The sequence below is a fragment of the Pseudomonas sp. YQ_5 genome (assembly GCF_043103305.1).
GTDB classification, from domain to species: Bacteria; Pseudomonadota; Gammaproteobacteria; order Pseudomonadales; family Pseudomonadaceae; genus Aquipseudomonas; species Aquipseudomonas putida_Y.
Genome location: NZ_JBICJS010000095.1, coordinates 63,027 through 86,289, shown reverse-complemented (window position 1 = coordinate 86,289; position 23,263 = coordinate 63,027). Strand labels below are relative to the sequence as shown.

Genomic DNA, 23,263 nt, shown 5'->3' with positions numbered 1-23,263 from the left:
CCCTCCGCGTTTTCCCGCACCAAATGGACTTGGTCTGAAGTACAGGCCTGTTGCCTACGAAACCATAAGCACCGCTAACCCGCTTGAAGCCAAGGTCCTGCAGTCGGACCCCAGGCAGGAGTGAGTACGGGCGCGAAATGCCTCACTTGGCAGGACGAAGTGCTGGCTACCAAAACACAAATTGCATTGAAGCAAGCTGATCTAGAGGTCGTGAGATGAGTAAAAAGCGTTACCCCAGACTGTTTGGCATATTGCCCTTTTTAGGCATGCTTTTACTCAGTGGGTGCAACTGGACCCTGCTCGACCCGAAGGGCCAGGTCGGCATTGAGCAAAAGAACCTGATCCTGATCGCTACCGGCCTGATGCTGCTGGTGGTAATCCCTGTGATCATCATGACCTTGGCGTTCGCCTGGAAGTACCGTGCTTCCAACAAGGCAGCCACCTACACCCCTGACTGGTCGCACTCGACCAAGATCGAGGCCGCGGTATGGATCATCCCGATCCTGATCATCATCGCCCTGGGTTATGTCACCTACCACTCCACCCACAAGCTGGACCCGTATCGTCCGCTGGATTCGGACGTTAAGCCGATTCAGATCGACGTGGTCGCGCTGGACTGGAAGTGGCTGTTCATCTACCCGGAGCAGGGCATTGCCACGGTCAACAAGATCGTCTTCCCGGCTAACACCCCGGTCAACTTCCGCGTCACTTCCGACGCTGTGATGAACTCGTTCTTCATCCCAGGCCTGGGCGGCCAGATCTACGCCATGGCCGGCATGACCACCAAGCTGCACCTGATCGCCAACGAAAATGGCGAGTTCGACGGTATCAGCGCCAACTACAGTGGTGCTGGCTTCACCGGCATGAAATTCAAGGCTACTGCCACCTCTCAGGAAGACTTCGACAAGTGGGTCGCTGAAGTCAAGCAGTCGCCGAAGAAGCTGGACAAGGCCGAATACGCCGCCTTGGCCAAACCAAGCGAAAACAACCCGGTCGCGCTGTATAGCGAGGCTTCGCCTGAGCAGTTCCAGCTGATCGTCGACAAGTACGAAGGCATGAACCGCGGTCGTAGCCACGAAGAAGCAGGCAGCACAGATCTGGCCACAACCAAGGGTGTGGAATCGAGTATGCAACCAGCTGCCGGTGCAGAGGAGTAAGAGATGTTCGGTAAATTAAGCCTGGAGGCGATACCCTATCACGAGCCGATAGTCATGGTGACGCTTGCCATGATCGCGCTCGGCGGTATCGCTGTCGTCGGTCTTATCACCTATTTCCGCAAGTGGACCTACTTGTGGAGCGAGTGGCTGACTACTGTCGACCACAAAAAGATCGGCGTGATGTACATCATCGTCGCGATGGTCATGCTGCTGCGCGGCTTTGCCGATGCCATCATGATGCGTACCCAGCTGGCTGCCGCAACCGGCGGCTCCGAAGGCTATCTGCCGCCTGAACACTATGACCAGATCTTCACCGCTCACGGTGTGATCATGATCATCTTCATGGCGATGCCGTTCTTCACCGGCCTGATGAACCTGGCGGTTCCTCTGCAGATCGGTGCACGTGACGTTGCCTTCCCGTTCCTGAACTCCCTGAGCTTCTACCTGCTGCTGGCAGGCGTGCTGCTGGTCAACATCTCGCTGGGCGTTGGTGAATTCGCCAAGACCGGCTGGGTTGCCTATCCGCCGCTCGCGGGCATTCAGTACAGCCCTGGGGTGGGTGTCGACTACTACATCTGGGCGCTACAGCTATCCGGATTGGGTACGACGCTTACCGGCGTGAACTTCCTCGTCACCGTGATGAAGATGCGCGCACCTGGCATGAAGCTGATGGACATGCCGATCTTCACCTGGACCTGCACCTGGGCCAACGTACTGATCGTCGCTTCGTTCCCGATCCTGACTGCTGCACTCGCTCTGCTGACTGTTGACCGTTATCTGGACTTCCACATCTTCACCAACGAGCTTGGTGGGAACCCGATGATGTACGTCAACCTGTTCTGGGCGTGGGGTCACCCTGAGGTTTACATCCTGATCCTGCCGGCCTTCGGCGTGTTCTCGGAAGTAACTTCGACGTTCTCTGGCAAACGCCTGTTCGGCCACCACTCGATGATTTACGCATCGGGCGCGATCGCCATCCTCGGCTTTGCTGTATGGCTGCACCACTTCTTCACCATGGGTGCCGGCGCCAGCGTCAACACCTTCTTCGGCCTGGCGACGATGCTGATCTCCATTCCGACCGGTGTGAAGCTGTTCAACTGGCTGTTCACCATGTACCAAGGCCGTGTGCGCTTCACCGCACCGATGCTCTGGACCCTGGGCTTCATGGTCACCTTCTCCATCGGTGGCATGACTGGCGTACTGCTGGCCGTTCCGGGTGCTGACTTCGTTCTGCACAACAGCCTGTTCGTAATTGCGCACTTCCACAACGTGATCATCGGTGGCGCGGTATTCGGCTACATCGCCGGTTTCGCCTTCTGGTTCCCGAAAGCCTTCGGCTTCACCCTGAACGAGAAGTGGGGCAAAGCTGCCTTCTGGTTCTGGCTGTCGGGCTTCTACGTTGCGTTCATGCCGCTGTACGCCCTGGGCTTCATGGGCATGACCCGTCGTCTGAACCACTCCGACAACCCACTGTGGGAACCCTACCTGTACGTAGCCGTTGTCGGCGCCGTGCTGATCCTGTTCGGTATCGCTTGCCAGCTGATCCAGATCTTCGTTTCGGTCCGCGACCGCAACCAGAACCTGGACGTGACCGGCGACCCATGGGGCGGCCGTACCCTGGAATGGTCGACTTCTTCGCCACCTCCGTTCTACAACTTCGCTCACATGCCTGAGAAAGTTGGCCTGGACTGCTGGCACGAAGCCAAGGAAGCAGGCGTTGCGTACAAGGCCCCGGCCAAGTACGAAGCCATTCACATGCCGAGCAACACCGCTACCGGTCTGTTCATGGGCCTGTTCCTGACCGTCTTCGGCTTCGCCTTCATCTGGCACATCTGGTGGCTGGTTGGCGCGAGCCTGGTTGCAACCATCGCTGTCTTCGTTCGCCACGCTGCACGTGACGACCAGGGCTACATGGTTCCGGCCGAAGAAGTGGCGCGCATCGAAGGCGAGCGTATGAAAGCGCTGGCCAAAGCAGGTGCTCTGCCTGCCGGCGCACGTGTCGAATCGTTTGAGCGGGTGTAATCAATGTCCAGTCAAGTAATGCACGGCGGCGCTGCTCATGGTCACGACCATGGGCATGACGACCACCACCACGACTCGGGCCAGATGACCGTACTGGGTTTCTGGCTGTACCTGATGACCGACTGCATCCTGTTTGCGTCGCTCTTCGCCACCTACGCGGTGCTGTCCGGCAGTTTTGCCGGCGGCCCGTCGGGTCACGACATCTTCCAGCTCGATTTCGTAGCTGTTGAAACGCTGTTCCTGCTGCTGTCCTCGATCACCTTCGGCTTCGCCATGCTGAAGATGTTCGATGGCAAGAAAGCTGGCGTACTGGGCTGGTTGGCTGTGACCTTCCTGTTCGGTGCAGGCTTCATCGCGATGGAAATCTATGAGTTCCATCACCTGATCAGCGAGGGCTTCGGCCCGCAGCGCAGTGGCTTCCTGTCGGGCTTCTTCGCCCTGGTAGGTACCCACGGTCTGCACGTGACTGCTGGTCTGATCTGGATGGCAATCATGATGTACCAGATCAACAAGCACGGCATCACGCCGACCGCCAAGACCCGCATGAGCTGCCTGAGCCTGTTCTGGCACTTCCTGGACGTGGTCTGGATCTGCGTATTCACCGTCGTTTACCTGCTGGGGGTTCTGTAATGGCTAACGCACACGACACTCATCACGAAGGTAATCACGGCAGCGTCAAGTCCTACATGATCGGTTTCGTACTGTCGATCATCCTGACTGCGATCCCGTTCGGCCTGGCCATGACCGCCAGCCTGCCGAAGAACCTGACCGTTCTGATCATTGTTGCCATGGCCGTGATCCAGGTAGTTGTTCACCTGGTTTACTTCCTGCACATGGACCGCTCGAAAGAGCAACGCAACAACGTTTCGACGTTCCTGTTCACCACCTTGGTGATCGCTCTGCTTGTCGGCCTGTCGCTGTGGATCATGTTCAGCATCCACTTCGAAATGTTGGCCAAGTGAGGTAAGACTGCATGTCCGTTAAGCACTTTATCCAAATCACCAAACCGGGGATCATTTTCGGTAACGTGCTTTCCGTGGCAGGCGGTTTCTTCCTTGCCTCGAAGGGCCATGTGGATTTCGCCCTGTTCCTGGCGGTGGTGATCGGTACTTCGCTGGTGGTTGCGTCCGGATGCGTGTTCAACAACTGCATCGACCGTGACATCGACCACAAGATGGAGCGCACCAAGAACCGCGTTATGGTTCAGGGCGGCATGTCGCTGCCCCTCGCGCTGATCTACGCCACCCTGCTCGGGGTGGCGGGTTTCAGCTTGCTGTATGTCCAGGCCAATCCGCTGTCTGCGTTCTGCGCACTGATTGGCTTTGTCGTCTACGTCGGTTTCTACAGCCTGTGGCTGAAGCGTAAATCGGTGCACGGCACCTTGGTCGGCAGCCTGTCCGGTGCCATGCCTCCGGTGATCGGCTACTGCGCCGTGAGCAACAGCTTCGACCTGGCTGCGGTAACCCTGCTGGTGATGTTCAGCCTTTGGCAAATGCCGCACAGCTTTGCCATCGCGATCTTCCGCTTCAAGGATTACAGCGCTGCCAACATTCCGGTTCTGCCGGTGGCACGTGGTATCCTCGCGGCGAAAAAGCAGATCGTGCTGTACGTGCTGGCCTTCGTGCTCGCCACCCTGATGCTTACCCTCGGCGGTTACGCCGGCCTTGGCTATCTGGCCGTGGCCGCTGCCATGGGCCTGTACTGGCTGTACATGGCCTGGGGTGGTTACAAGGCTGAAGACGATAGCAAGTGGGCCCGCAAGGTGTTCGGCTTCTCCATCCTCACCGTTACTGCCCTGAGCGTGATGATGGGTGTGGACAGCCAGACCGCTGCGGACGTGCTGATGACCTACGCTCGCTGAAACTGCTGCCTGTTTCACGAAAACCCCGGCCTCTGCGCCGGGGTTTTTTTATGGGTTTTTCTGTGCCGGCCTCTTCGCGGGCAAGCCCGCTCCCACAGGTATTTCGCAGGTTTTGCGTGTGGCGCGGTCCCGGTGGCAGAGGGCTTGCCCGCGCAGAGGCCGGCACAGGGAAATATAAATTTTATATTTTCAAATAATAGATCTGAAAAAATATAACAAAACAGGAAATTATCCTTTACGTGTATCATGTTTCGGGATTATCTTCTGATTCAGGCCGCCACATCGGCCAGCGTCGCTCGGACGGTTCCGGGCGCTTACGTACTCAGAGGAAGCCATGGCCAACCCAGGTTCGCCGCGCCGTTTTGCGCGCATCGATCGTCTCCCCCCTTACGTCTTCAACATCACTGCCGAGCTCAAGATGGCCGCCCGCCGCCGTGGCGAGGACATCATCGACCTGAGTATGGGCAACCCCGATGGCGCCACTCCGCCGCACATCGTCGAGAAGCTGGTACAGGTCGCCCAACGTGAAGACACCCACGGCTACTCCACCTCTCGCGGCATCCCGCGCCTGCGCCGGGCCATTTCCAACTGGTACAAGGATCGCTACGAGGTAGACATCGACCCGGAAAGCGAAGCCATCGTTACCATTGGTTCGAAGGAGGGCCTGGCCCATCTGATGCTGGCTACCCTGGACCAGGGCGACACGGTGCTGGTGCCCAACCCCAGCTACCCGATCCACATCTACGGCGCAGTGATCGCCGGTGCCCAGGTGCGTTCGGTGCCGCTGGTACCGGGCGTGGACTTCTTCAACGAGCTTGAGCGGGCCATCCGCGAGTCGATCCCCAAGCCTAAGATGATGATCCTCGGCTTCCCGTCTAACCCCACCGCCCAGTGCGTGGAACTGGACTTCTTCGAGCGAGTGGTGGCCCTGGCCAAGCAGTACGACGTGCTGGTGGTGCATGACCTGGCCTATGCCGACATCGTCTACGACGGCTGGAAAGCCCCGTCGATCATGCAGGTACCGGGGGCCAAGGACATTGCGGTGGAGTTCTTTACCCTGTCCAAGAGCTACAACATGGCCGGCTGGCGCATCGGCTTCATGGTCGGCAACCCTGAGCTGGTCAGCGCCCTGGCGCGGATCAAGAGCTACCACGACTACGGCACCTTCACCCCGCTACAGGTCGCGGCCATTGCCGCGCTGGAAGGCGACCAGCAGTGCGTCCGCGACATTGCCGAGCAGTATCGCCAGCGCCGCAACCTGCTGGTCAAAGGGCTGCACGAACTGGGCTGGATGGTCGAGAACCCCAAGGCGTCGATGTACGTGTGGGCGAAGATCCCGCCGGAGTATGCGCACCTGGGTTCGCTGGAGTTCTCCAAGAAGCTGCTGGCTGAGGCCAAGGTCTGTGTGTCGCCCGGGATCGGTTTTGGTGACTATGGGGACGACCATGTGCGCTTTGCTCTGATCGAGAACCAGGACCGTATTCGCCAGGCTATCCGCGGAATCCGGCAAATGTTCCGGGCTGACGGTTTGGCTCGCAAGTAAGCCTATCGGGGCTGCAAAGCAGCCCCAACTACCTCTTGGGTGAGCTTTCCGCCTGCCTTCTGGTTACCCGTACGCCTACCTTCAGCACTCATTTCTCACCAAAGAGATCCTCCATGAGTGTCTTCACCGCCTACTTCTGCGGCACTGGTTCGCACCGTTTTGACGACGCCAATCCCAACTTCTGGAATGGCGAGCTGGTCTCGACCCTGGCCAGCAACGACCAGAGCCGGGAATTTGCCCACTGGATCGCCGTCGACGGCCCAGGCAGCGGCAACCTTCAGGATGACAACCTGTTCGTCGAACCCGGCGGCTATTTCAACTGGACCGGCCAGCTGTTTGGCCGCGGCTGGGAGGAGAACGTCAACCATGTGCTGCAGGTCATCAAAGGCGAAAGCAGTTGGCGGCGCACCAAACTCAGTGAGCAAGAATACGAGCGGCTGAAAGCTGCCGGCGTGCCGATTCCGGATGTTTCTTCCTCCGCCTCATGGTTCTGGCGAACCTACGACTACGGCGATCGCCACCCAACCCCGCAGGAACTGCAGGAGCGCATCATCAGCATGTTCCGCAAACCGCGCCTGCCAACCCAGGTCAACCTGGTGGGCTGGAGCAGGGGAGGGATCAGCTGCCACATGCTGGCCAATGCCATGGCGCAAGACCCTGTATTGCGGGGCATACCGGTGAACATATTTGCCATCGACCCGGTGCCTGGCGTCGGTAACGTGCAAGCCGAGCGCGTAACGTTGGCGGATAACGTCAAAGAGTACGTAGGCTTCTACTCGAGGGATGAGCGCTCCAAAGGTTTTGCCTGCGTGATCCCTTCGGTCGCCAAAGGGACACGGATATGCGTTTATCCGATGCCGGGCCGTCATGCCACACTGGTGGGCAATGCCTCGGCTGATGGCGCAGGCGATGGCAAGGTGCTGGTCGAACCTGGGCTGATCGTTCGCCACTTTGCCGAGGTTTGCCTGACCCGCTGGGGCGTGCGACTGGACAAACGTCTGGCCTTGAGCAGCAGCCAGTTGATGAAGTATCACCAGGTCATGGCGGCCGCCGACAGGCAGTATCAGGCCATGCGCAGTGAGTCCTACACGGTCCTCACCGAGGGCGATAAAAGCGATCGTCTGGTGCATTGTGGCGACGTACAGACGCAGTTCAGCAAGGTTCAGGGAGGTGGCTACGAGCCGAGCGCAGGCCTGGGTTTGCAACGCTGGGATGCTGAAACTTACCAGCCCATCTGCTAACTGAAAGGGGGCGGCCGGCAAAGGCTCTGGTCGTCCTTGTTCAGCGGCCGGATCAGCGGCATTTTTTTTTGCATTCCCCCTCTATCCAGCGGCCCCCACTTGGATTAAAAATGGCGCCGCGGGCCAGCCCCGATAACAACAACCTTCCCTCCGTGACATCATGTCTGAATATAACCCTTGCCTTGACTGCGGCGCCTGCTGCGGGTACTTCCGTGTGTCCTTCTTCTGGGGCGAATGCCAGTCTGCCGGGGGCGTAGTGCCGGACGACCTGGTGGTACAGATCAACCCCACGCGCGTTGCCATGATCGGCACCGATGCCAAGCCTTGCCGCTGTGTCAGCCTTCAGGGCGAGATCGGAAAGGAAGTGGCCTGTACCATTTATGCCAACCGTTCCAGCCCCTGCCGCGAGTTCGAGGCGTCGTGGGAGGGCGGGGTTCATAACCCGAGCTGTGATGATGCGCGGGCAGCGTATGGCCTGCCACCGTTGACTCCGCCAGAGGCCAACGAGCCGCATTGGCCGGATGATGGGGCTGAGGTGGCCTGAGCGTTTTTCGTTAGCCTGTATTTCAGGCCAGTCATTCCTGTGAAGGACGCGCGCGCCCCTTGGTGCATGGCGTGCTATCGCTTTGTACAAACAAGGCTGTCGTGCGCGCCTGTCACAGGCATAACTGGCCCGAAACGAATGGTGCGCGTTGGTGCTGGCTGCATTGGCCCGAAACGAATGGCACGCGTTGGTGCAGGCTGCACTGGCCCGAAACCAATGTAGGAGCGAGCTTGCTCGCGATGCGCCGCGCGGGCGGCGCTCGATTTGCGCACCACCACAAAAACCAAGGCATGCACACGGTGGCCCTGTCGCAATCTGCAATTGCAGGGGTTGAGTGATGGCCTGATGTACCTGTCGGGTGGGCCGGTAGCGGCTGGCAGGTGCTTGCCTTGAGTTGTTCGTCGCCTATGAGATCGAGCGCCGCCCGCGCGGCGCATCGCGAGCAAGCTCGCTCCTACATTTGTTTCGGGCCAATTATTCCTGGGGGAGTTGCGCGCCCCCTTGGCGCATGGCGTGATATTGCGTTTTTCAAACAAGGCGGTCGCGCACGGCTGTCACAGGCATAACTGGCCCGAAACGAATGGTGCGCGTTGGTGCAGGCTGCATTGGCCCGAAACGAATGGCGCGCGTTGGTGCAGGCTGCACTGGCCCGAAACGAATGGTGCGCGTTGGTGCAGGCTGCACTGGCCCGAAACGAATGGTGCGCGTTGGTGCAGGCTGCACTGGCCCGAAACAAATGTAGGAGCGAGCTTGCTCGCGATGCGCCGCGCGGGCGGCGCTCGATTTGCGCACCACCACAAAAACCAAGGCATACACACGGTGGCCCTGTCGCAATCTGCAATTGCAGGGGTTGAGTAATGGCCTGATGTACCTGTCGGGTGGGCCGGTAGCGGCTGGCAGGTGCATGCCTTGAGTGGTTCGTCGCCTATGAGATCGAGCGCCGCCCGCGCGGCGCATCGCGAGCAAGCTCGCTCCTACATTTGTTTCGGGCCAATTATTCCTGGGGGAGTTGCGCGCGCCCCCTTGGCGCATGGCGTGATATTGCGTTTTTCAAACAAGGCGGTCGCGCGCGGCTGTCACAGGCATAGCTGGCCCGAAACGAATGGTGCGCGTTGGTGCAGGCTGCATTGGCCCGAAACGAATGGTGCGCGTTGGTGCAGGCTGCATTGGCCCGAAACGAATGGTGCGCGTTGGTGCAGGCTGCATTGGCCCGAAACGAATGGTGCGCGTTGGTGCAGGCTGCACTGGCCCGAAACCAATGTAGGAGCGAGCTTGCTCGCGATGCGCCGCGCGGGCGGCGCTCGATTTGCGCACCACCACAAAAACCAAGGCATGCGCACCATGCACACGGTGGCCTTGTCGCAATCCCCGGTCATGTCTGCCCACTCACACTCTGTAACCGTAAACCTCATTGGGCCCGCCAGACATCGCTATCCTGCCCTGGACATGTCTTTCAAGGATGACCACATGCCCAAACCCCATGGCTGTCTACTACGTCGCGGAAGGTGTTCGGAGCCTGGCCGGCTGTACATGCTGACTTCGGTTACCTATCACCGCCGTCCATTGTTCCTGAACTTCCAATTTGCGCGCTTGGTAATTCAAATTCTTCGCAGAGCAGATCAGGAGCACCATTGCCGGTCATTGGCCTGGGTCGTGATGCCCGACCATGTGCATTGGCTGCTTGAGTTGAAAGACGTGACACTCGGGACATTGATGCAGCGTTTCAAATCCCGAACCAGCCATGCTTTGCGCAAAGCTGGAGCAAGGGTGGTGCCGGTCTGGCAGGCGGGTTATCACGACCGGGCTTTGCGTCATGATGATGATGTGGTGAAGGTCGCCAGATACATCATCGCCAATCCGCTAAGGGCAGGATTGGTCTCCAGGATTGGGGATTATCCACACTGGGATGCGGTCTGGCTCTGAGGGCATGCCTTAAGGGACAGGAATTACTGGCCCGAAACAAATGTAGGAGCGAGCTTCGCTCGCGATGCGCCGCGTGGGCGGCGCTCGATCTACGCGCCCCTGAAGATCCCAAGGCAAGTCTCCTCAAACACACTCCATAACCCAAGACCTGCCCCACCCCACCCACTTGACGTTAAACTGTCATCTCCCCAGCAATGGACAGGAGATCCGGCGTGACCTCACCCCGCAGTTTCCCCAGCGACCTCTGCCTCGACAGCCCGCGCCTGCAATTGCGCCCCATGCGCCATGCTGATGCTGCGCAGTGGCTGGCGATCATGGCCGACCCCGAGGTCATGCGCTACTGGCACCATGCACCCTGGCAAGACCTGGCCGAGGCCGAAAGCGCCCTGGCCGCCGACCGCGAAGCCTATGCCAATGGCGACCAACTCAAGCTCGGTATGTACCGCCGCGACAACGGCGAACTGATCGGTATGGTCCAGCTGTTCAATATCGATGACGTTTCCCGTCGCGGCGAGATCGGCTACTGCCTGGCCAGCTCGGTGCAGGGCAGGGGATATATGGATGAAGCCTTGACCTGCTTCATCGACTACATCGCCAATACGCTGCATATGCGTCGTCTCGAAGGCGAGATCGACCCGCGCAACCAGGGCTCGGCACGCACCCTGGAGCGCCAAGGTTTTGTGCTGGAAGGCACCTTGCGCGCGCGCTGGTGCGTGGCTGGCGAGCTGTCCGACTCGGGTATTTACGGCTTGCTGCTGGAGCCGCCAGTAGTCTGATCTCGTAACACCCGAGCGTGAATTTGGAAGCGGGGCAGGGCCTGGGTTAAGGTCGTAGGCTGTCCCGTTTCTCTCAGGAATCCCCTTTGCCCGTTTTCTACCTGAGTATCAGCCTGCTGCTGTATTTGCTCGCCCTGTTCTTTGATGGCGCACTGATGGGCGGCGAGCGTCACATGCCGGCCCTGCAGATGCTGCTGTACGGGCCATGGGGCATGCCGTTCGGCTTGTACCAATGGTTCGCCAACCCACTGCTGGCCCTGGCCATCCTTGCCCATCGGCGGTTTCGCCGGCTGGCCTTGCTGGCCGGGCTTGGCGCGGCGTATCTGGCTGCCAGCAGTTTTGGCATCGACCGCTTGCCGGATAACCGCAGCTATGAGTTTCATGACCTTACCGGCTTTGGTGCAGGCTTCTACCTGTGGCTGACAGCGATGGTGGTGTTTTGCCTTGGGCAAGCCTGGTTTTGCTGGAAGGCGCGAAGAGCTGACGACGTGCCAGGCTGGAACTGGCTTGATGTCGCCTTGATTGCCGCTCTGGGGGTAACTTTGTATGCAGCTACGCAAATGCCCTCGCTGCGCTTCGAGCCAGGCAAGGTGCTGATGCCTCCGGAGCAGCCGCAGACGCTTTGATACCCACAAGGAGGGTTAGCATGATCAAGCATTACCTGACAGGCCTGGCACTGGCCTGCGTGCTACCGGTAGCGATGGCGGACGATTACACGGCGGCCTATGGGCAGTGCATGGACAAGGCCTCCAGCACCGTGGCCATGAATGCGTGCATCGGGGCCGAAACGCAAGTGCAGGACCAGCGGTTGAACCGGGTGTACAAGCAGTTGATGGGCAAGCTGGATGCAGGGCGGCAGAAGAGCCTGCGGGATGTACAGCGCAAGTGGTTGGCCTACCGTGATGGCAATTGCCAGTTCCATGTACAGGCCAGTGGCGGGACCATGGCGCAGTTGGAAGGTGGCACCTGCATGATGGACATGACCCGCGCCCGCGCGGCGGAGCTGGAGCGGGTGCTTAGCCCTGGGCAGTAGCGCCTGTTCAGGCATGATTGGCCCACTTTTGCAGGCGCGGGTTTAGCCGCGAACACCGGCTTTGCCGGTGTCATGCACCGCGTTGTCCTCTTCGCGGGTAAACCCGCTCCTACAGAGACTGCAAGGTGCTGGTTCTATTTGCGCGGTTGGCGCAGCGCCCGGGCCTTGAGGTACTCGCGCACTTCCACGGCATCCCCGGCAAACTCGATGCGCTCGGCCTTGGCTTCGCGCTGGTAGGCATACATCGGGTCGTAGTATTCGTTCAGCAAGCCTTCGATCCAGCCCCGGTGCAGGTCTACTGCGCCGCTGCGCTGCTGCTCTTCCAAGGCTTCGCGCAGCATCTCGGACAAGCGCTGATGGCGCTCTCCACCCAAACGCTTGTAGATATTGGCCATGCTCTGCAGCATGCGCTCGGCAAACAACCGGGGACCGTCTTCCTCGCCATGCACGGCTATGAACTCGGCACTCAGGTTGACCACGTAGTCGCGCAGGATGCGCTCCACGCGGTTGGTGAAGCTGTCTTCAAGCCACACCAGCGGGTAATGCTGCATGCCTTGGTACAACTCCAGCGGCACCGTGCAGCTGCCAACAATGCGGCCTTCATCTTCCAGCACGAACTGCCCGATACCGCGGTCGCGCTTTTTCAGCACGTCGATTGCCAGCTGGTTTTCAAAGTCGATCTGCGCCGGTTGCGCCGTGGCGCGCTTGCCGAAACTGGAGCCGCGATGATTGGCGTGGCCTTCAAGGTCGAGCACGTTGTCCAACTGGTGCAGCACATCGGTCTTGCCGGTACCGGTCAGTCCACCGACCAGCACGAAATCACATTGCTCTACCGCTTGCTGGGTAGTCTCCAGCAGGAAGGTACGCATGGCCTTGTAGCCGCCTTTGACACGCGGGTACTGAATGCCCGCCTCATCGCGCAGCCAGCCCTGCACGATCTGCGAACGCAGGCCGCCACGGAAGCAGTACAGGTAACCGTCAGGGTGTGCCTTGGCAAACGCTGCCCAGGCCTCCAGACGGGCCTGCTTGGTGGCGCCACTGACCAGCTGGTGGCCCAGGGCGATGGCGGCGGTCTGGCCCTGCTGCTTGTAGCAGGTGCCGACCTTCTGCCGCTCCTGGTCGTTCATCAGCGGCAGGTTTACCACGCCAGGGAAGGCGCCTTTGGCGAATTCGACGGGGGCGCGCATGTCCATCATCGGCACGTCGTCGAGGAACAGCTGACGGAAGTCGGTGCAGTCGGGGCGCATCAGATCACCTCGACCGCATGGCTCTGTCGCTCGACCAGCTTGCCGATCGGAGACAGTTTCAGACCTAGTTCCGCAGCCTCGGCGAGGAACTCGGCTTCACCCTCCGGGGCAACAGCAACCAGCAAGCCACCGCTGGTTTGCGGGTCGCACAGCAGGTGCTTCTGGTCGTCGCTGAGGGCGCCGATCTTGTGCCCGTAGCTGTCGTAGTTGCGCAGGGTTCCACCGGGGATGCAGCCCTCGGCCAGGTAGTGGTCGACGCTAGGCAGGCGTGGCACGGCAGCATAGTCCAGGTGCGCGGTGAGGCCGCTGCCTTCGGCCAGCTCGACCAGGTGGCCGAGCAGGCCGAAGCCGGTGACGTCGGTCATGGCCTTGACCCCGTCCAGCTTGCCGAAGCGGCTGCCGGGCGTGTTGAGGGTGCACATCCAGTCGCGGGCCAGGCCCTGGTCCTGCGCGCGCAGCTTGGCCTTTTTCTCGGCAGTGGTGAGGATGCCGATGCCCAGGGGCTTGGTCAGATACAACTGGCAGCCTACGCTGGCGGTGTCGTTGCGCTTGAGGTGGCGTTTATTGACCACGCCTGTGACGGCCAGGCCAAAGATCGGCTCGGGCGCGTCGATCGAGTGGCCGCCGGCCAGCGGGATACCCGCTTCGGCGCACACCGCACGGCCGCCGCGGATGACTTCGCGGGCGACTTCCGGCGGCAGCACGTTGACCGGCCAGCCGAGGATGGCAATGGCCATCAGCGGGTCGCCGCCCATGGCATAGATGTCGCTGATGGCGTTGGTGGCGGCAATGCGGCCGAAGTCATAGGGGTCGTCGACGATCGGCATGAAAAAGTCGGTGGTTGAAACCACGCCGCGTTCGTCATCCAGCGCGTACACTGCTGCATCGTCGCGTGACGCGTTGCCGACCCACAGTTTTGGGTTCAGGGCCTGGGTGCCGCTTTCGGCGAGGATCACGTCCAGCACCTTGGGGGAGATCTTGCATCCACAGCCGGCGCCATGGCTGTATTGGGTCAGGCGAATCGGCTCGCTCATACGCACCTCTGCAGGTCAAATTGTTGCGCGATTGTAGCAAAGCTGGCCTTTGGGCCCTTGCCTCTTATAATTCCCGGTGCCGGCAAATGTGTCGGCACTTCCCCGCTATTGAACCGGAGAACACCCATGCTCAAACGCCCCCTGGCGCTCGCCGCCGGCCTCGTGCTGTCTTGCTGTGCCGTTGTCGTTCAGGCCGCCGAAACCCTGCGGGTCAGCGCCATCCCCGACGAAGCGCCGACCGAACTGCAGCGCAAGTTCAAGCCTTTGGGTGAGTACCTGGCCAAGCAATTGGGCATGGACGTGAAGTTCGTACCCGTGGCCGACTACCCGGCGGTGGTCGAGTCGCTGGCCGCAGACCGCCTAGACCTGGCCTGGCTGGGGGGCTTCACGTTCGTTCAGGTGCACCTGAAGGACCCGACCGCCACGCCACTGGTACAGCGTGAGCAGGACGCACAGTTCACCTCCAAATTCATCACCGCCAACCCCGACGTGAAGAGCCTGACCGACCTGAAGGGCAAGTCGTTTGCCTTCGGTTCCATTTCGTCCACCTCGGGCAGCCTGATGCCGCGTTACTTCATGCTCAAGCAGGACAATATCAAGCCTGAGGAGTACTTCGGCCGCGTGGCCTATTCCGGCGCCCACGATGCCACCGTGGCCTGGGTGCAGGCTGGCAAGGTCGATGGTGGCGTGCTGAACGCCAGCGTGTGGCAGAAGCTGGTGGATGCCGGCAAGGTCGATACCACCAAGGTGAAGGTGTTCGCCACCACCCCGACCTACTTCGACTACAACTGGACCGTGCGCGGCAACATGGACCCGGCGTTGAAACAGAAAATCAAGAAAGCCTTCCTGGACCTCGACCCGAGCAACCCGGAGCACAAGGCCATCCTTGACCTGCAGGCCGCCAGCCGTTTCATCGAGACCAAGCCTGAGAACTACAAGGGCACCGAACAAGCTGCACGCGAGGCCGGCCTGCTCAAGTGACAGCTTCGAATGTGGCAATCCATCTGCACGGTGCCAGCCTGCGCCATGGCCAGGTACGCGCGCTTGATGCGGTGAGCCTGCGTATCGCGCAGGGCGAGCGTGTGGCCATCATCGGGCCGTCGGGAGCGGGCAAGTCCAGCTTGCTGCACCTGATGGCCACGGCCGTCCAGCCCAGCAGTGGGCGCCTGGAGTTGCTTGGCGAGCAGCCTTGGGCGTTGTCGGCAAGGGCACGCCAGCGCCTGCGCGCGAGGGTTGGCCTGGTACATCAATCGCCGCCTTTGCCACCGCGTCAGCGAGTGGTGACCGCGGTGCTGGCGGGGCGGCTGGGGCAGTGGGGTACGCTGCGCGGTTTGCTCAACCTGCTGTGTCCCAGCGATGTGCCGGGGGCGCGCCAGGCGTTGGCGGAACTGGGCCTGGCCGACAAGCTGTTCGTGCAGTGTGGGCAGTTGTCCGGTGGCCAGTTGCAGCGGGTGGGCATTGCTCGGGCGTTGTACCAGCGGCCGCAGGTGCTGCTGACCGACGAACCGGTGTCTGCCATGGACCCGGTGTTGGCCGACCACAGCCTGGCCTTGCTCAATCGCCATGCCCAAGCCACAGGCGTGACGTTGGTGGCGAGCCTGCACGCCGTAGAGCTGGCGCTGGCGCATTTTCCGAGGATTATTGGCATTCGTGAAGGGCAGGTTGTGTTCGACTGCCCGGCGGAAGCCGTCACCGAACAGCTGCTGGAAGCGCTATACGCCAACGAGCAACTGGCTCCGCCGCCAACCCAGGAGCCGACCCTGACCGTGCAGATTCCGCGATGCTGAAGGCTGACGTCCGCGACCCGGCGCTGCTGCCGCGGTTGTTGCTGGCCCTGTTGGCGGTGGCAGTACTCTGGCCGGCTATCCAGTCAAGCGAACTGAACCCTTGGGTGCTGCTGCAGGCGGACAACCGTCAGCAGATTGCCAGCTTCACCAGCGCCTTCTGGCCGCCGGCACACGATGCCGATTTTCTTGCGCTACTGTATGAGGCCACCTTGCAGACCCTGGCCGTGGCGACTGCCGGCATGGCGCTGGCGTTGTTGTTGGCGATCCCGGCTGGCTTGCTGGCCAGCCGTGCCTTGTCCTTGCGCGCCGCTTCACGCGGCGGGCGGGCCGGGTTCTGGTCGCGAATGTTGCGCCTGCCGGTGCGCGGGCTGCTGATTTTCCTGCGTAGCGTGCCGGAGATCGTCTGGGCGTTGCTGTTCGTGCGCGCTGTGGGGTTGGGGCCGACGGCGGGCGTACTGGCTATCGCCATCACCTACAGTGGCATGCTCGGCAAGGTTTACGCCGAAATCTTCGAGTCAGTCGACCAGCGCCCGGCGCATGCCTTGTTGCAGGCGGGCAGTGGCCGGCTGGCGGCGTTTTTCTACGGCATCCTGCCCAATGCCGCCAGCGAAGTGGTGTCGTACACCGTGTACCGCTGGGAGTGCGCGGTGCGGGCTTCGGTGGTGATGGGCTTTGTCGGTGCTGGCGGGCTTGGCCAACAGATCGACCTGTCGATGCGCATGTTTGCGGGTGCGCAAGTGGCAAGCATGCTGTTGACGTTCCTGCTGCTGGTGATCCTGGCCGACCTGCTCAGCCGCCTGCTGCGTTGGAGGTTGGCATGAACCGGGTGATCAACCTGCTGCTGCTGGGCACCATCGCGGTAGCGGTGGTGGCCTCGTTCGCATACCTGGAGCTGGACCTGCACGCACTGGTCGGCAATGGCGGGCTGGGGCAGATGGGTGAGTACGCCGGGCGCTTCCTGCAGCCGGATCTGTCGACCGGCCACCTCAAGGCAGTGTGGCGCGGGGCGCTGGAAACCCTGGCCATGTCTGGCATGGGTACCTTGTTGGCAATGGTATTGGGGATGTTGCTGGCACTGCCGGCGGCGGGCCGCTTCGGTTGGCCGTTGCAAGGGGCGGCGCGTTTGCTGCTCAATGCCTTGCGTGCCATTCCTGAGCTGGTGTGGGCAGCGCTGACTGTGCTGGCGGCCGGGCTGGGGCCGAATGCCGGTACCCTGGCTTTGGCGTTGCACACCGCTGGCGTGCTGGGGCGGCTGTTTGCCGAGGCGCTTGAGAACGCCCCGCCCGAGCCGGCGGCGGCGATCCGTTTGCAGGGTGGCAGCCAGGTGGCCGCGTTCTGCTTTGGCACCCTGCCCAACCTGTGGCCGCAGTTACTGGCCTACAGCTTGTACCGCTGGGAGAACAACATCCGCATGGCCAGCGTGCTCGGGTTCGTCGGGGCGGGTGGGTTGGGGCAGATGCTGTACACCACCTTGAGCCTGTTCCAGGAGGCCCAGGCCAGCACGGTGATCATGGGCATGCTGTTGCTGGTGTTGTTCGTGGATCTGTTGAGTGATGTATTGCGCCAGCGTTATGTACGGGCCTGATGGATAGGCGATGTTTCAAAGCAACCCCAAGGTCTGTCAGGTGCCGACAGCCTCGGCACACTGCGCCTCCCGCTGCATCGACTCCAGGTTACGCTCGATCGTCTCGCAGATGGTATCCATCTGGATCTGATGCTCGCTGAACCTGAACGGGCTCTGCAAATCCGTGCCGATGCGCTCGATAGCCAGCAACATGAACCCTACCACCGTCGACGCCAGCGGCGTGAACCAGCCCAGCGACTCCACCAGCCCCACCGGCACGATCAGGCAGAACAGCGTGATGAACAGCCGTGGGAAATAGACATAGGGGTAGGGCAATGGTGTATTGGCAATCCGCTCCATGCCGCCCTGGGCGTTAGACAGGTCTACCAGCGTCGACTCCAGCCGCGCCAGGCGAATGCTGTCCAGCCGCCCGGCCTGGTACTCCCGCGCGAGCAAGGCCGCAGAGCCACTGAGGATGTCATTGGCAAAATTGTTCGAACGGTTGCGCCGTTCGAACTCCGCCGGGGGAATGAAGGCCATCAGTTCCTCTGGGCAGCTTTCGCCTTTCAAGTGCGCCGCCAGACAGTTCACATAGGCGATATGCCGGCGCAGCAGGGTGGCCTTGACCGGGTTCAGGCCGTCATCCGGGTCATCGATCAGCGTCAGCGTCTGCCGGGCGAAGCTGCGCGAACTGTTCACCAGCGCCCCCCACAAGGTGCGAGCTTCCCACCAGCGGTTGTAGGCGCTGCTGTTGCGAAAGCTCACCAGTACCACCAGCGCTGAGCCCAGCAAGGTCAACGGGATCAGTGGCAGGGTGAACTTGCTGTTCAAGAACAGCATGAAATCGAGGGTGACCAGCACATCCCAGATCAGCAGCCAGAACAGCGACCAGCCGATATAGCCGATGGTCTTCACCACCAGGCGGTACTTGCGGGCGATGACGTCTTTCACGCGGGGGCACCTCGAAACGCGGGGGATGCAGGATGGGACGCCGAGGCTCGTCGAAGGTTCGAGGGTTGAATGTTGCAAGGGATTTTGTAGCTGAAACGAAGGGAAAAATCCGGCCAGACATAGCAGATGTGCCTGAATTCCTGATTCAGCTCAAAAAGCGACAGAGTGGGTCGCTTCAATCCTTGAATGGGTGTATCCATAAGGATACGACTGGGTGACCACTTGATGTTTCTCGTTGAACAGAGGAAAGCTTTGCCGCTTGGCTACTGCCACCCAGGCCGCCGACATCCTCAAAGCCAGAAAGCTGCTGAAGGAGATGAAATGAGCGAAAAATTGATCCCGTTTGATATGGCAGCCTTGTTGAGCAGCGATGAGGCAATCAGTGAATACCTTAGCCAGGTGCTATCAGATGGCGATACCGAGGAAATCATTCGAGCACTTGGCCATATCGCTCGTGCACGGGGCATGACACATATTGCTACGGAGAGTGGGCTGGGTAGAGAAAGCCTGTACAAGGCGCTGAGCCCTGGCGCGAAGCCTCGTTTTGACACTGTATTGAGGGTCATTCGTGCTCTGGGGGTGGACCTTCTCGTTCAGCCACATGCAATGACCCGCTGATCCAGTTCGGTTAAGTCAGTATTTGCTTCATCTGCACCAACGCTACCCGCGTGCCGTCCCACGCCTGCCGCTCCTCGATGCCGAACGGTGTGAAGCCCAGCTGTGGATAAAGCAGCAGGCCGGCGGTGTTGTGATTGAAGCATGACACCCAGACCTCCCGGGCGCAGTACTGCTGGCGGGCGAGGTCGATCATTGCCGTTACCAGATAACGCGCTACACCAAGGCCGCGGGCGCTGGGGGCCACCACTACGTTGCCCAGGGCACATAGGCCGCCATTTTCGGCTTTGTAGAAATTGGCGAAGGCCAGGACAGCGCCGTTACCTTCCACTACCGTGGAGCCGCTGCGTTGGGCTATGGCGTCGCTCAGCTGGTTGGGGGTGAGGGGGGCGGTGGCTTTGGGGAACATGTAGAACAGTTCGTCCGGGCTCTGCGGGAAGCTGCAGATAACGGGGATGTCTTCTGGCCGGATGGGGCGGTGGGTCAGGTGCATGGCAGGTCCTTCTCGCGTTGGCTGGCAGGGCCTCTTCGCGGGTAAACCCGCTCCCAGGTACTGCACAAGGCTCAAATCCTGTGCAGGCCCTGTAGGAGCGGGTTTACCCGCGAAGAGGCCATCAGCCTCACATCATAGGCCGCTTTCCATCCAACACCGCGCCCCGATTCACGGCTTGGCGGCCACCGCCACGTAGCCTTTGACCGCAGCCGGCGCCCTCGGCTTGGCCTTGTGCGCCAACAAGTACTGATAGCGCCGCCATTCCTTGTCGATCTCGTTGAATGACATGAACACGCTGATGCGATCCTTGCCCGCCAGGTCAGGGCGCTTGCCAGCGTCGATCTCGCGGGTGGGAATGATCGCGACGTTGATACCTACGACCTTGCCGTCATCGGCAAACACAGGCCCGCCCGACATACCCTTGGTAATCGGGCCGTCGTGCACCGAGTAGAAGACGCTGCCCGGCGTACCTTCAAGCCGTACCAGCGACGACAGGGCATGGCCCTTGCCCTGCATCGGCATCATGAAACTGTTGAAGCCCACCGCCGTCACGGCTTCCCCTGGCACGTACTGGCGCCAGTGCGGCACGTTGCTGGCCTTGTGCTTGAAGAACACCACGTCACCCAGGCCCTCGTGGACCACGTTGCGCAGGAAGGGGGTGTGTTTGGCGGTGACTGCATAATCCTCGTTCCACTGGATGGCGCTTGCCATCAGCAACATGGGGAGCGGGGCACCTGATGTGACCACGAACGCCTGGTTGTAGACGGGATCTGAAACGTAAGACGTTGGCACTCCATTGCACCCACTGAGCAGCATCATTGCCGCCATGCAGGGCGCGATTGTTTTCATGGGACACACATTGCGTGGAGAAAAGGGAGCGCTACTATGGCTAAGTGCTATTACTCTAACAATACTTTCGGAATATATCTGACGAATGACAGCTTAAGCGCCAGTGCCAAGCGCGGCCAATAGAATGCAGGCATGTGGGGAGGCGCGGGAGTCAGGAGGGCGGCGCCAATGTAGGGCGTGAATCGCAAGCACAAAAAAACCGACCATAAGGTCGGTTTTTTCCGGATTTGGTGCCCCGAGGGAGACTCGAACTCCCACTCCTTTCGAAAACGGATTTTGAATCCGCCGCGTCTACCAATTCCGCCATCAGGGCGTGGCGCGCAGTATAAAGAGGTGCCGCTGGTCGGTCAATCGGCTTTCATGGTCAATTTTCACACATTGGGCTAAACTTCCCGGCCCTGCCGAACCGAACATCATCATGCGCGTCGCCGATTTCTCCTTCGAACTCCCTGATTCCCTGATCGCCCGCCACCCGTTGGCAGAGCGCCATGGCAGCCGTCTGCTGGTGCTCGATGGGCCTACCGGCGCGCTGGCGCACCGGCAATTCCCCGACTTGCTCGACTATCTGCGCCCCGGCGACCTGATGGTGTTCAACAACACCCGGGTGATTCCGGCGCGGTTGTTCGGCCAGAAAGCCTCCGGCGGCAAGCTGGAGGTACTGGTCGAGCGTGTGCTCGACAGCCACCGGGTGCTGGCCCATGTGCGTGCCAGCAAGGCGCCCAAGGTAGGCGCGGTCATCCTCATCGATGGCGGTGGCGAGGCCGAAATGGTCGCGCGTCATGACACGCTGTTCGAGCTTCGCTTCACCGAAGAGGTGCTGCCGTTGCTCGACCGTGTCGGCCATATGCCGCTGCCGCCCTATATCGACCGCCCGGACGAGGGCGCTGACCGTGAGCGCTACCAGACCGTGTACGCCCAGCGCGCCGGTGCGGTCGCCGCGCCTACTGCAGGCCTGCACTTTGACGAGGCGCTGCTGGAAAAGATCGCAGCCAAGGGTGTCGAACGCGCCTTCGTCACCCTGCATGTGGGCGCTGGCACCTTCCAGCCGGTGCGGGTCGACAAGATCGAAGACCACCACATGCATAAAGAGTGGCTCGAAGTGGGCCAGGATGTGGTCGATGCCATTGAGGCCTGCCGTGCCCGTGGTGGTCGGGTGATCGCGGTTGGCACCACCAGTGTGCGTTCGCTGGAGAGCGCCGCGCGTGATGGCGTGCTCAAGGCCTTCAGTGGCGACACCGACATCTTCATCTACCCGGGCCGCCCGTTCCATGTGGTCGATGCCCTGGTCACCAACTTCCATCTGCCGGAGTCCACGCTGCTGATGCTGGTCTCGGCTTTCGCCGGCTACCCCGAGACCATGGCTGCCTACGCAGCGGCGGTCGAGCACGGGTACCGCTTCTTCAGTTACGGTGATGCCATGTTCATCACCCGCAATCCGGCGCCACGCGGGCCCGAGGATCAAGCATGAGTCGCACCTGTCGAATGTCCTTCGAACTGCTGGCCACCGACGGCAAGGCCCGTCGTGGTCGCATCACCTTCCCACGTGGCACCGTGGAAACCCCGGCATTCATGCCGGTGGGTACCTATGGCACGGTCAAGGGCATGCTGCCACGCGATATCGAGGCCATCGGCGCCGAGATGATCCTTGGCAACACCTTCCACTTGTGGCTGCGTCCTGGCACCGAGGTGATCAAGAAGCACAACGGCCTGCACGATTTCATGCAGTGGAAAGGCCCGATCCTCACCGACTCCGGTGGTTTCCAGGTGTTCAGCCTGGGTGCCATGCGCAAGATCAAGGAAGAGGGCGTGACTTTCGCCTCGCCAGTCGATGGCTCGAAGGTGTTCATGGGCCCGGAAGAGTCGATGCAGGTGCAGCGTGACCTGGGCTCGGACGTGGTAATGATCTTCGACGAGTGCACCCCGTACCCGGCCGAGCACGATGTGGCACGTACTTCCATGGAGCTGTCGCTGCGTTGGGCCCAGCGCTCGAAAAACGCCCACGCCGACAACACTGCAGCGCTGTTCGGCATTGTCCAGGGCGGCATGTACCAGGACCTGCGCATGCGCTCGCTGGAAGGCCTGGAGAACATCGGTTTCGACGGCCTGGCCATTGGCGGCCTGTCGGTGGGCGAGCCCAAGCACGAAATGATCAAGGTGCTGGATTACCTGCCGGGCCAGATGCCTGCTGACAAACCTCGTTACCTTATGGGGGTAGGCAAACCGGAAGATCTCGTTGAGGGTGTGCGCCGCGGCGTCGACATGTTCGACTGCGTGATGCCGACGCGTAACGCGCGCAACGGTCATCTGTTCGTTGATACAGGGGTGATCAAGATCCGCAACGCGTTCCATCGTCATGATGAATCGCCGCTGGATCCGACCTGTGACTGCTACACCTGCACCAACTTCTCGCGCGCCTATCTCCATCATCTGGACAAATGCGGCGAAATGCTGAGCAGCATGCTGAATACCATCCACAACTTGCGCCATTATCAGCGCTTGATGGCCGGTTTACGCGAGGCTATTCAACAGGGTAAATTGGCCGCCTTTGTCGACGCCTTCTACGCCAAGCGCGGGCTTCCTGTACCGCCCTTGGACTGACTGTCCGCATCCATTATTAGAAAAT

General features: G+C 60.9%; 24 protein-coding genes and 1 tRNA gene. 19 read left to right on the top strand and 6 right to left on the bottom strand.

Features of this window, described 5'->3' with window-relative positions; all coding sequences use genetic code 11:
• Nucleotides 1-215: 215 nt before the first annotated feature.
• The 12 genes from cyoA to ACF8EA_RS21235 all read left to right on the top strand — a co-directional run bounded on the left by cyoA (nt 216) and on the right by ACF8EA_RS21235 (nt 12,100).
• Nucleotides 216-1,157, top strand: a complete 942-nt coding sequence (gene cyoA / locus ACF8EA_RS21290) for a ubiquinol oxidase subunit II (protein WP_021781744.1) — start codon at nt 216-218, stop codon at nt 1,155-1,157.
• Nucleotides 1,158-1,160: 3 nt separating this feature from the next.
• The gene (gene cyoB / locus ACF8EA_RS21285; protein WP_003248603.1) at nt 1,161-3,179 is read left to right on the top strand and encodes a cytochrome o ubiquinol oxidase subunit I; all 2,019 of its coding nucleotides are present in this window, start codon (nt 1,161-1,163) and stop codon (nt 3,177-3,179) included.
• 3 nt (nt 3,180-3,182) lie between these two features.
• Entirely contained in the window at nt 3,183-3,809 is a 627-nt protein-coding gene (gene cyoC, locus ACF8EA_RS21280; protein WP_012051225.1) for a cytochrome o ubiquinol oxidase subunit III, read from the top strand.
• A complete protein-coding gene (gene cyoD / locus ACF8EA_RS21275; protein ID WP_003248599.1) occupies nt 3,809-4,141 on the top strand; it encodes a cytochrome o ubiquinol oxidase subunit IV in 333 nt (110 codons plus the stop codon). The genes cyoC and cyoD overlap by 1 nt, the downstream gene beginning before the upstream one ends.
• Before the next feature lie 11 nt (nt 4,142-4,152).
• Nucleotides 4,153-5,040, top strand: a complete 888-nt coding sequence (cyoE, locus tag ACF8EA_RS21270) for a heme o synthase (protein ID WP_003248596.1) — start codon at nt 4,153-4,155, stop codon at nt 5,038-5,040.
• Between the two features lie 334 nt (nt 5,041-5,374).
• Entirely contained in the window at nt 5,375-6,583 is a 1,209-nt protein-coding gene (gene alaC, locus ACF8EA_RS21265; protein WP_021781745.1) for an alanine transaminase, read from the top strand.
• A 113-nt stretch (nt 6,584-6,696) separates the two neighbouring features.
• Complete coding sequence (locus ACF8EA_RS21260; protein WP_392523141.1) at nt 6,697-7,824, top strand: hypothetical protein; 1,128 nt, start codon at nt 6,697-6,699, stop codon at nt 7,822-7,824.
• 160 nt (nt 7,825-7,984) lie between these two features.
• Complete coding sequence (locus ACF8EA_RS21255; protein WP_274149801.1) at nt 7,985-8,368, top strand: YkgJ family cysteine cluster protein; 384 nt, start codon at nt 7,985-7,987, stop codon at nt 8,366-8,368.
• 1,467 nt (nt 8,369-9,835) lie between these two features.
• A complete protein-coding gene (locus ACF8EA_RS21250; RefSeq protein ID WP_392523140.1) occupies nt 9,836-10,291 on the top strand; it encodes a transposase in 456 nt (151 codons plus the stop codon).
• Nucleotides 10,292-10,503: 212 nt separating this feature from the next.
• A complete protein-coding gene (locus ACF8EA_RS21245) occupies nt 10,504-11,067 on the top strand; it encodes a GNAT family N-acetyltransferase (protein WP_103470132.1) in 564 nt (187 codons plus the stop codon).
• An 86-nt stretch (nt 11,068-11,153) separates the two neighbouring features.
• Nucleotides 11,154-11,693 (top strand): hypothetical protein, encoded by a 540-nt coding sequence (locus ACF8EA_RS21240; protein WP_084850641.1) that lies wholly within the window; start codon nt 11,154-11,156, stop codon nt 11,691-11,693.
• Between the two features lie 20 nt (nt 11,694-11,713).
• Nucleotides 11,714-12,100, top strand: a complete 387-nt coding sequence (locus ACF8EA_RS21235) for a lysozyme inhibitor LprI family protein (protein WP_392523138.1) — start codon at nt 11,714-11,716, stop codon at nt 12,098-12,100.
• Nucleotides 12,101-12,234: 134 nt separating this feature from the next.
• Here the strand turns inward: ACF8EA_RS21235 and mnmH are convergent, their stop codons facing one another.
• Complete coding sequence (gene mnmH / locus ACF8EA_RS21230) at nt 12,235-13,347, bottom strand: tRNA 2-selenouridine(34) synthase MnmH (RefSeq protein WP_103443513.1); 1,113 nt, start codon at nt 13,345-13,347, stop codon at nt 12,235-12,237.
• Nucleotides 13,347-14,381, bottom strand: coding sequence for a selenide, water dikinase SelD (gene selD, locus ACF8EA_RS21225; protein ID WP_392523136.1), 1,035 nt, complete (start codon nt 14,379-14,381; stop codon nt 13,347-13,349). Before selD ends, mnmH begins: the two co-directional genes overlap by 1 nt.
• Nucleotides 14,382-14,507: 126 nt before the next feature.
• Here selD and ACF8EA_RS21220 point away from each other — a divergent pair, with 126 nt between their 5' ends.
• Genes ACF8EA_RS21220 through phnE form a run of 4 tightly spaced genes read left to right on the top strand, consistent with a single transcriptional unit; the run spans nt 14,508 to nt 17,753 of the window.
• Nucleotides 14,508-15,362 carry a putative selenate ABC transporter substrate-binding protein gene (locus ACF8EA_RS21220; RefSeq protein ID WP_021781755.1) on the top strand — a complete coding sequence of 285 codons (855 nt, stop codon included), beginning with the start codon at nt 14,508-14,510 and terminating at the stop codon, nt 15,360-15,362.
• Entirely contained in the window at nt 15,359-16,168 is an 810-nt protein-coding gene (locus ACF8EA_RS21215) for a phosphonate ABC transporter ATP-binding protein (RefSeq protein WP_274149795.1), read from the top strand. Before ACF8EA_RS21220 ends, ACF8EA_RS21215 begins: the two co-directional genes overlap by 4 nt.
• Nucleotides 16,162-16,989: an ABC transporter permease gene (locus ACF8EA_RS21210; RefSeq protein ID WP_021781757.1), complete on the top strand. Its 828-nt coding sequence runs from the start codon at nt 16,162-16,164 to the stop codon at nt 16,987-16,989. Before ACF8EA_RS21215 ends, ACF8EA_RS21210 begins: the two co-directional genes overlap by 7 nt.
• Entirely contained in the window at nt 16,986-17,753 is a 768-nt protein-coding gene (gene phnE, locus ACF8EA_RS21205; RefSeq protein ID WP_021781758.1) for a phosphonate ABC transporter, permease protein PhnE, read from the top strand. The genes ACF8EA_RS21210 and phnE overlap by 4 nt, the downstream gene beginning before the upstream one ends.
• Before the next feature lie 36 nt (nt 17,754-17,789).
• Here the strand turns inward: phnE and ACF8EA_RS21200 are convergent, their stop codons facing one another.
• Nucleotides 17,790-18,683 (bottom strand): bestrophin family protein, encoded by an 894-nt coding sequence (locus ACF8EA_RS21200; RefSeq protein WP_103463239.1) that lies wholly within the window; start codon nt 18,681-18,683, stop codon nt 17,790-17,792.
• Nucleotides 18,684-19,004: 321 nt separating this feature from the next.
• On the opposite strand from ACF8EA_RS21200, the gene ACF8EA_RS21195 reads away from it, so the two are divergent.
• Nucleotides 19,005-19,301 carry an addiction module antidote protein gene (locus ACF8EA_RS21195; RefSeq protein WP_003248566.1) on the top strand — a complete coding sequence of 99 codons (297 nt, stop codon included), beginning with the start codon at nt 19,005-19,007 and terminating at the stop codon, nt 19,299-19,301.
• A 10-nt stretch (nt 19,302-19,311) separates the two neighbouring features.
• Here ACF8EA_RS21195 and ACF8EA_RS21190 read toward each other — a convergent pair whose 3' ends face one another.
• The 3 genes from ACF8EA_RS21190 to ACF8EA_RS21180 form a co-directional block, all read right to left on the bottom strand.
• Complete coding sequence (locus tag ACF8EA_RS21190) at nt 19,312-19,791, bottom strand: GNAT family N-acetyltransferase (protein ID WP_392523134.1); 480 nt, start codon at nt 19,789-19,791, stop codon at nt 19,312-19,314.
• A 168-nt stretch (nt 19,792-19,959) separates the two neighbouring features.
• The gene (locus ACF8EA_RS21185) at nt 19,960-20,607 is read right to left on the bottom strand and encodes a trypsin-like peptidase domain-containing protein (protein WP_021781762.1); all 648 of its coding nucleotides are present in this window, start codon (nt 20,605-20,607) and stop codon (nt 19,960-19,962) included.
• Between the two features lie 261 nt (nt 20,608-20,868).
• Nucleotides 20,869-20,953, bottom strand: a tRNA-Leu gene (locus ACF8EA_RS21180).
• Nucleotides 20,954-21,058: 105 nt separating this feature from the next.
• On the opposite strand from ACF8EA_RS21180, the gene queA reads away from it, so the two are divergent.
• Complete coding sequence (gene queA / locus ACF8EA_RS21175; protein ID WP_021781763.1) at nt 21,059-22,108, top strand: tRNA preQ1(34) S-adenosylmethionine ribosyltransferase-isomerase QueA; 1,050 nt, start codon at nt 21,059-21,061, stop codon at nt 22,106-22,108.
• A 14-nt stretch (nt 22,109-22,122) separates the two neighbouring features.
• Entirely contained in the window at nt 22,123-23,238 is a 1,116-nt protein-coding gene (gene tgt / locus ACF8EA_RS21170; protein ID WP_014589748.1) for a tRNA guanosine(34) transglycosylase Tgt, read from the top strand.
• The last annotated feature ends 25 nt before the right edge of the window (nt 23,239-23,263 follow it).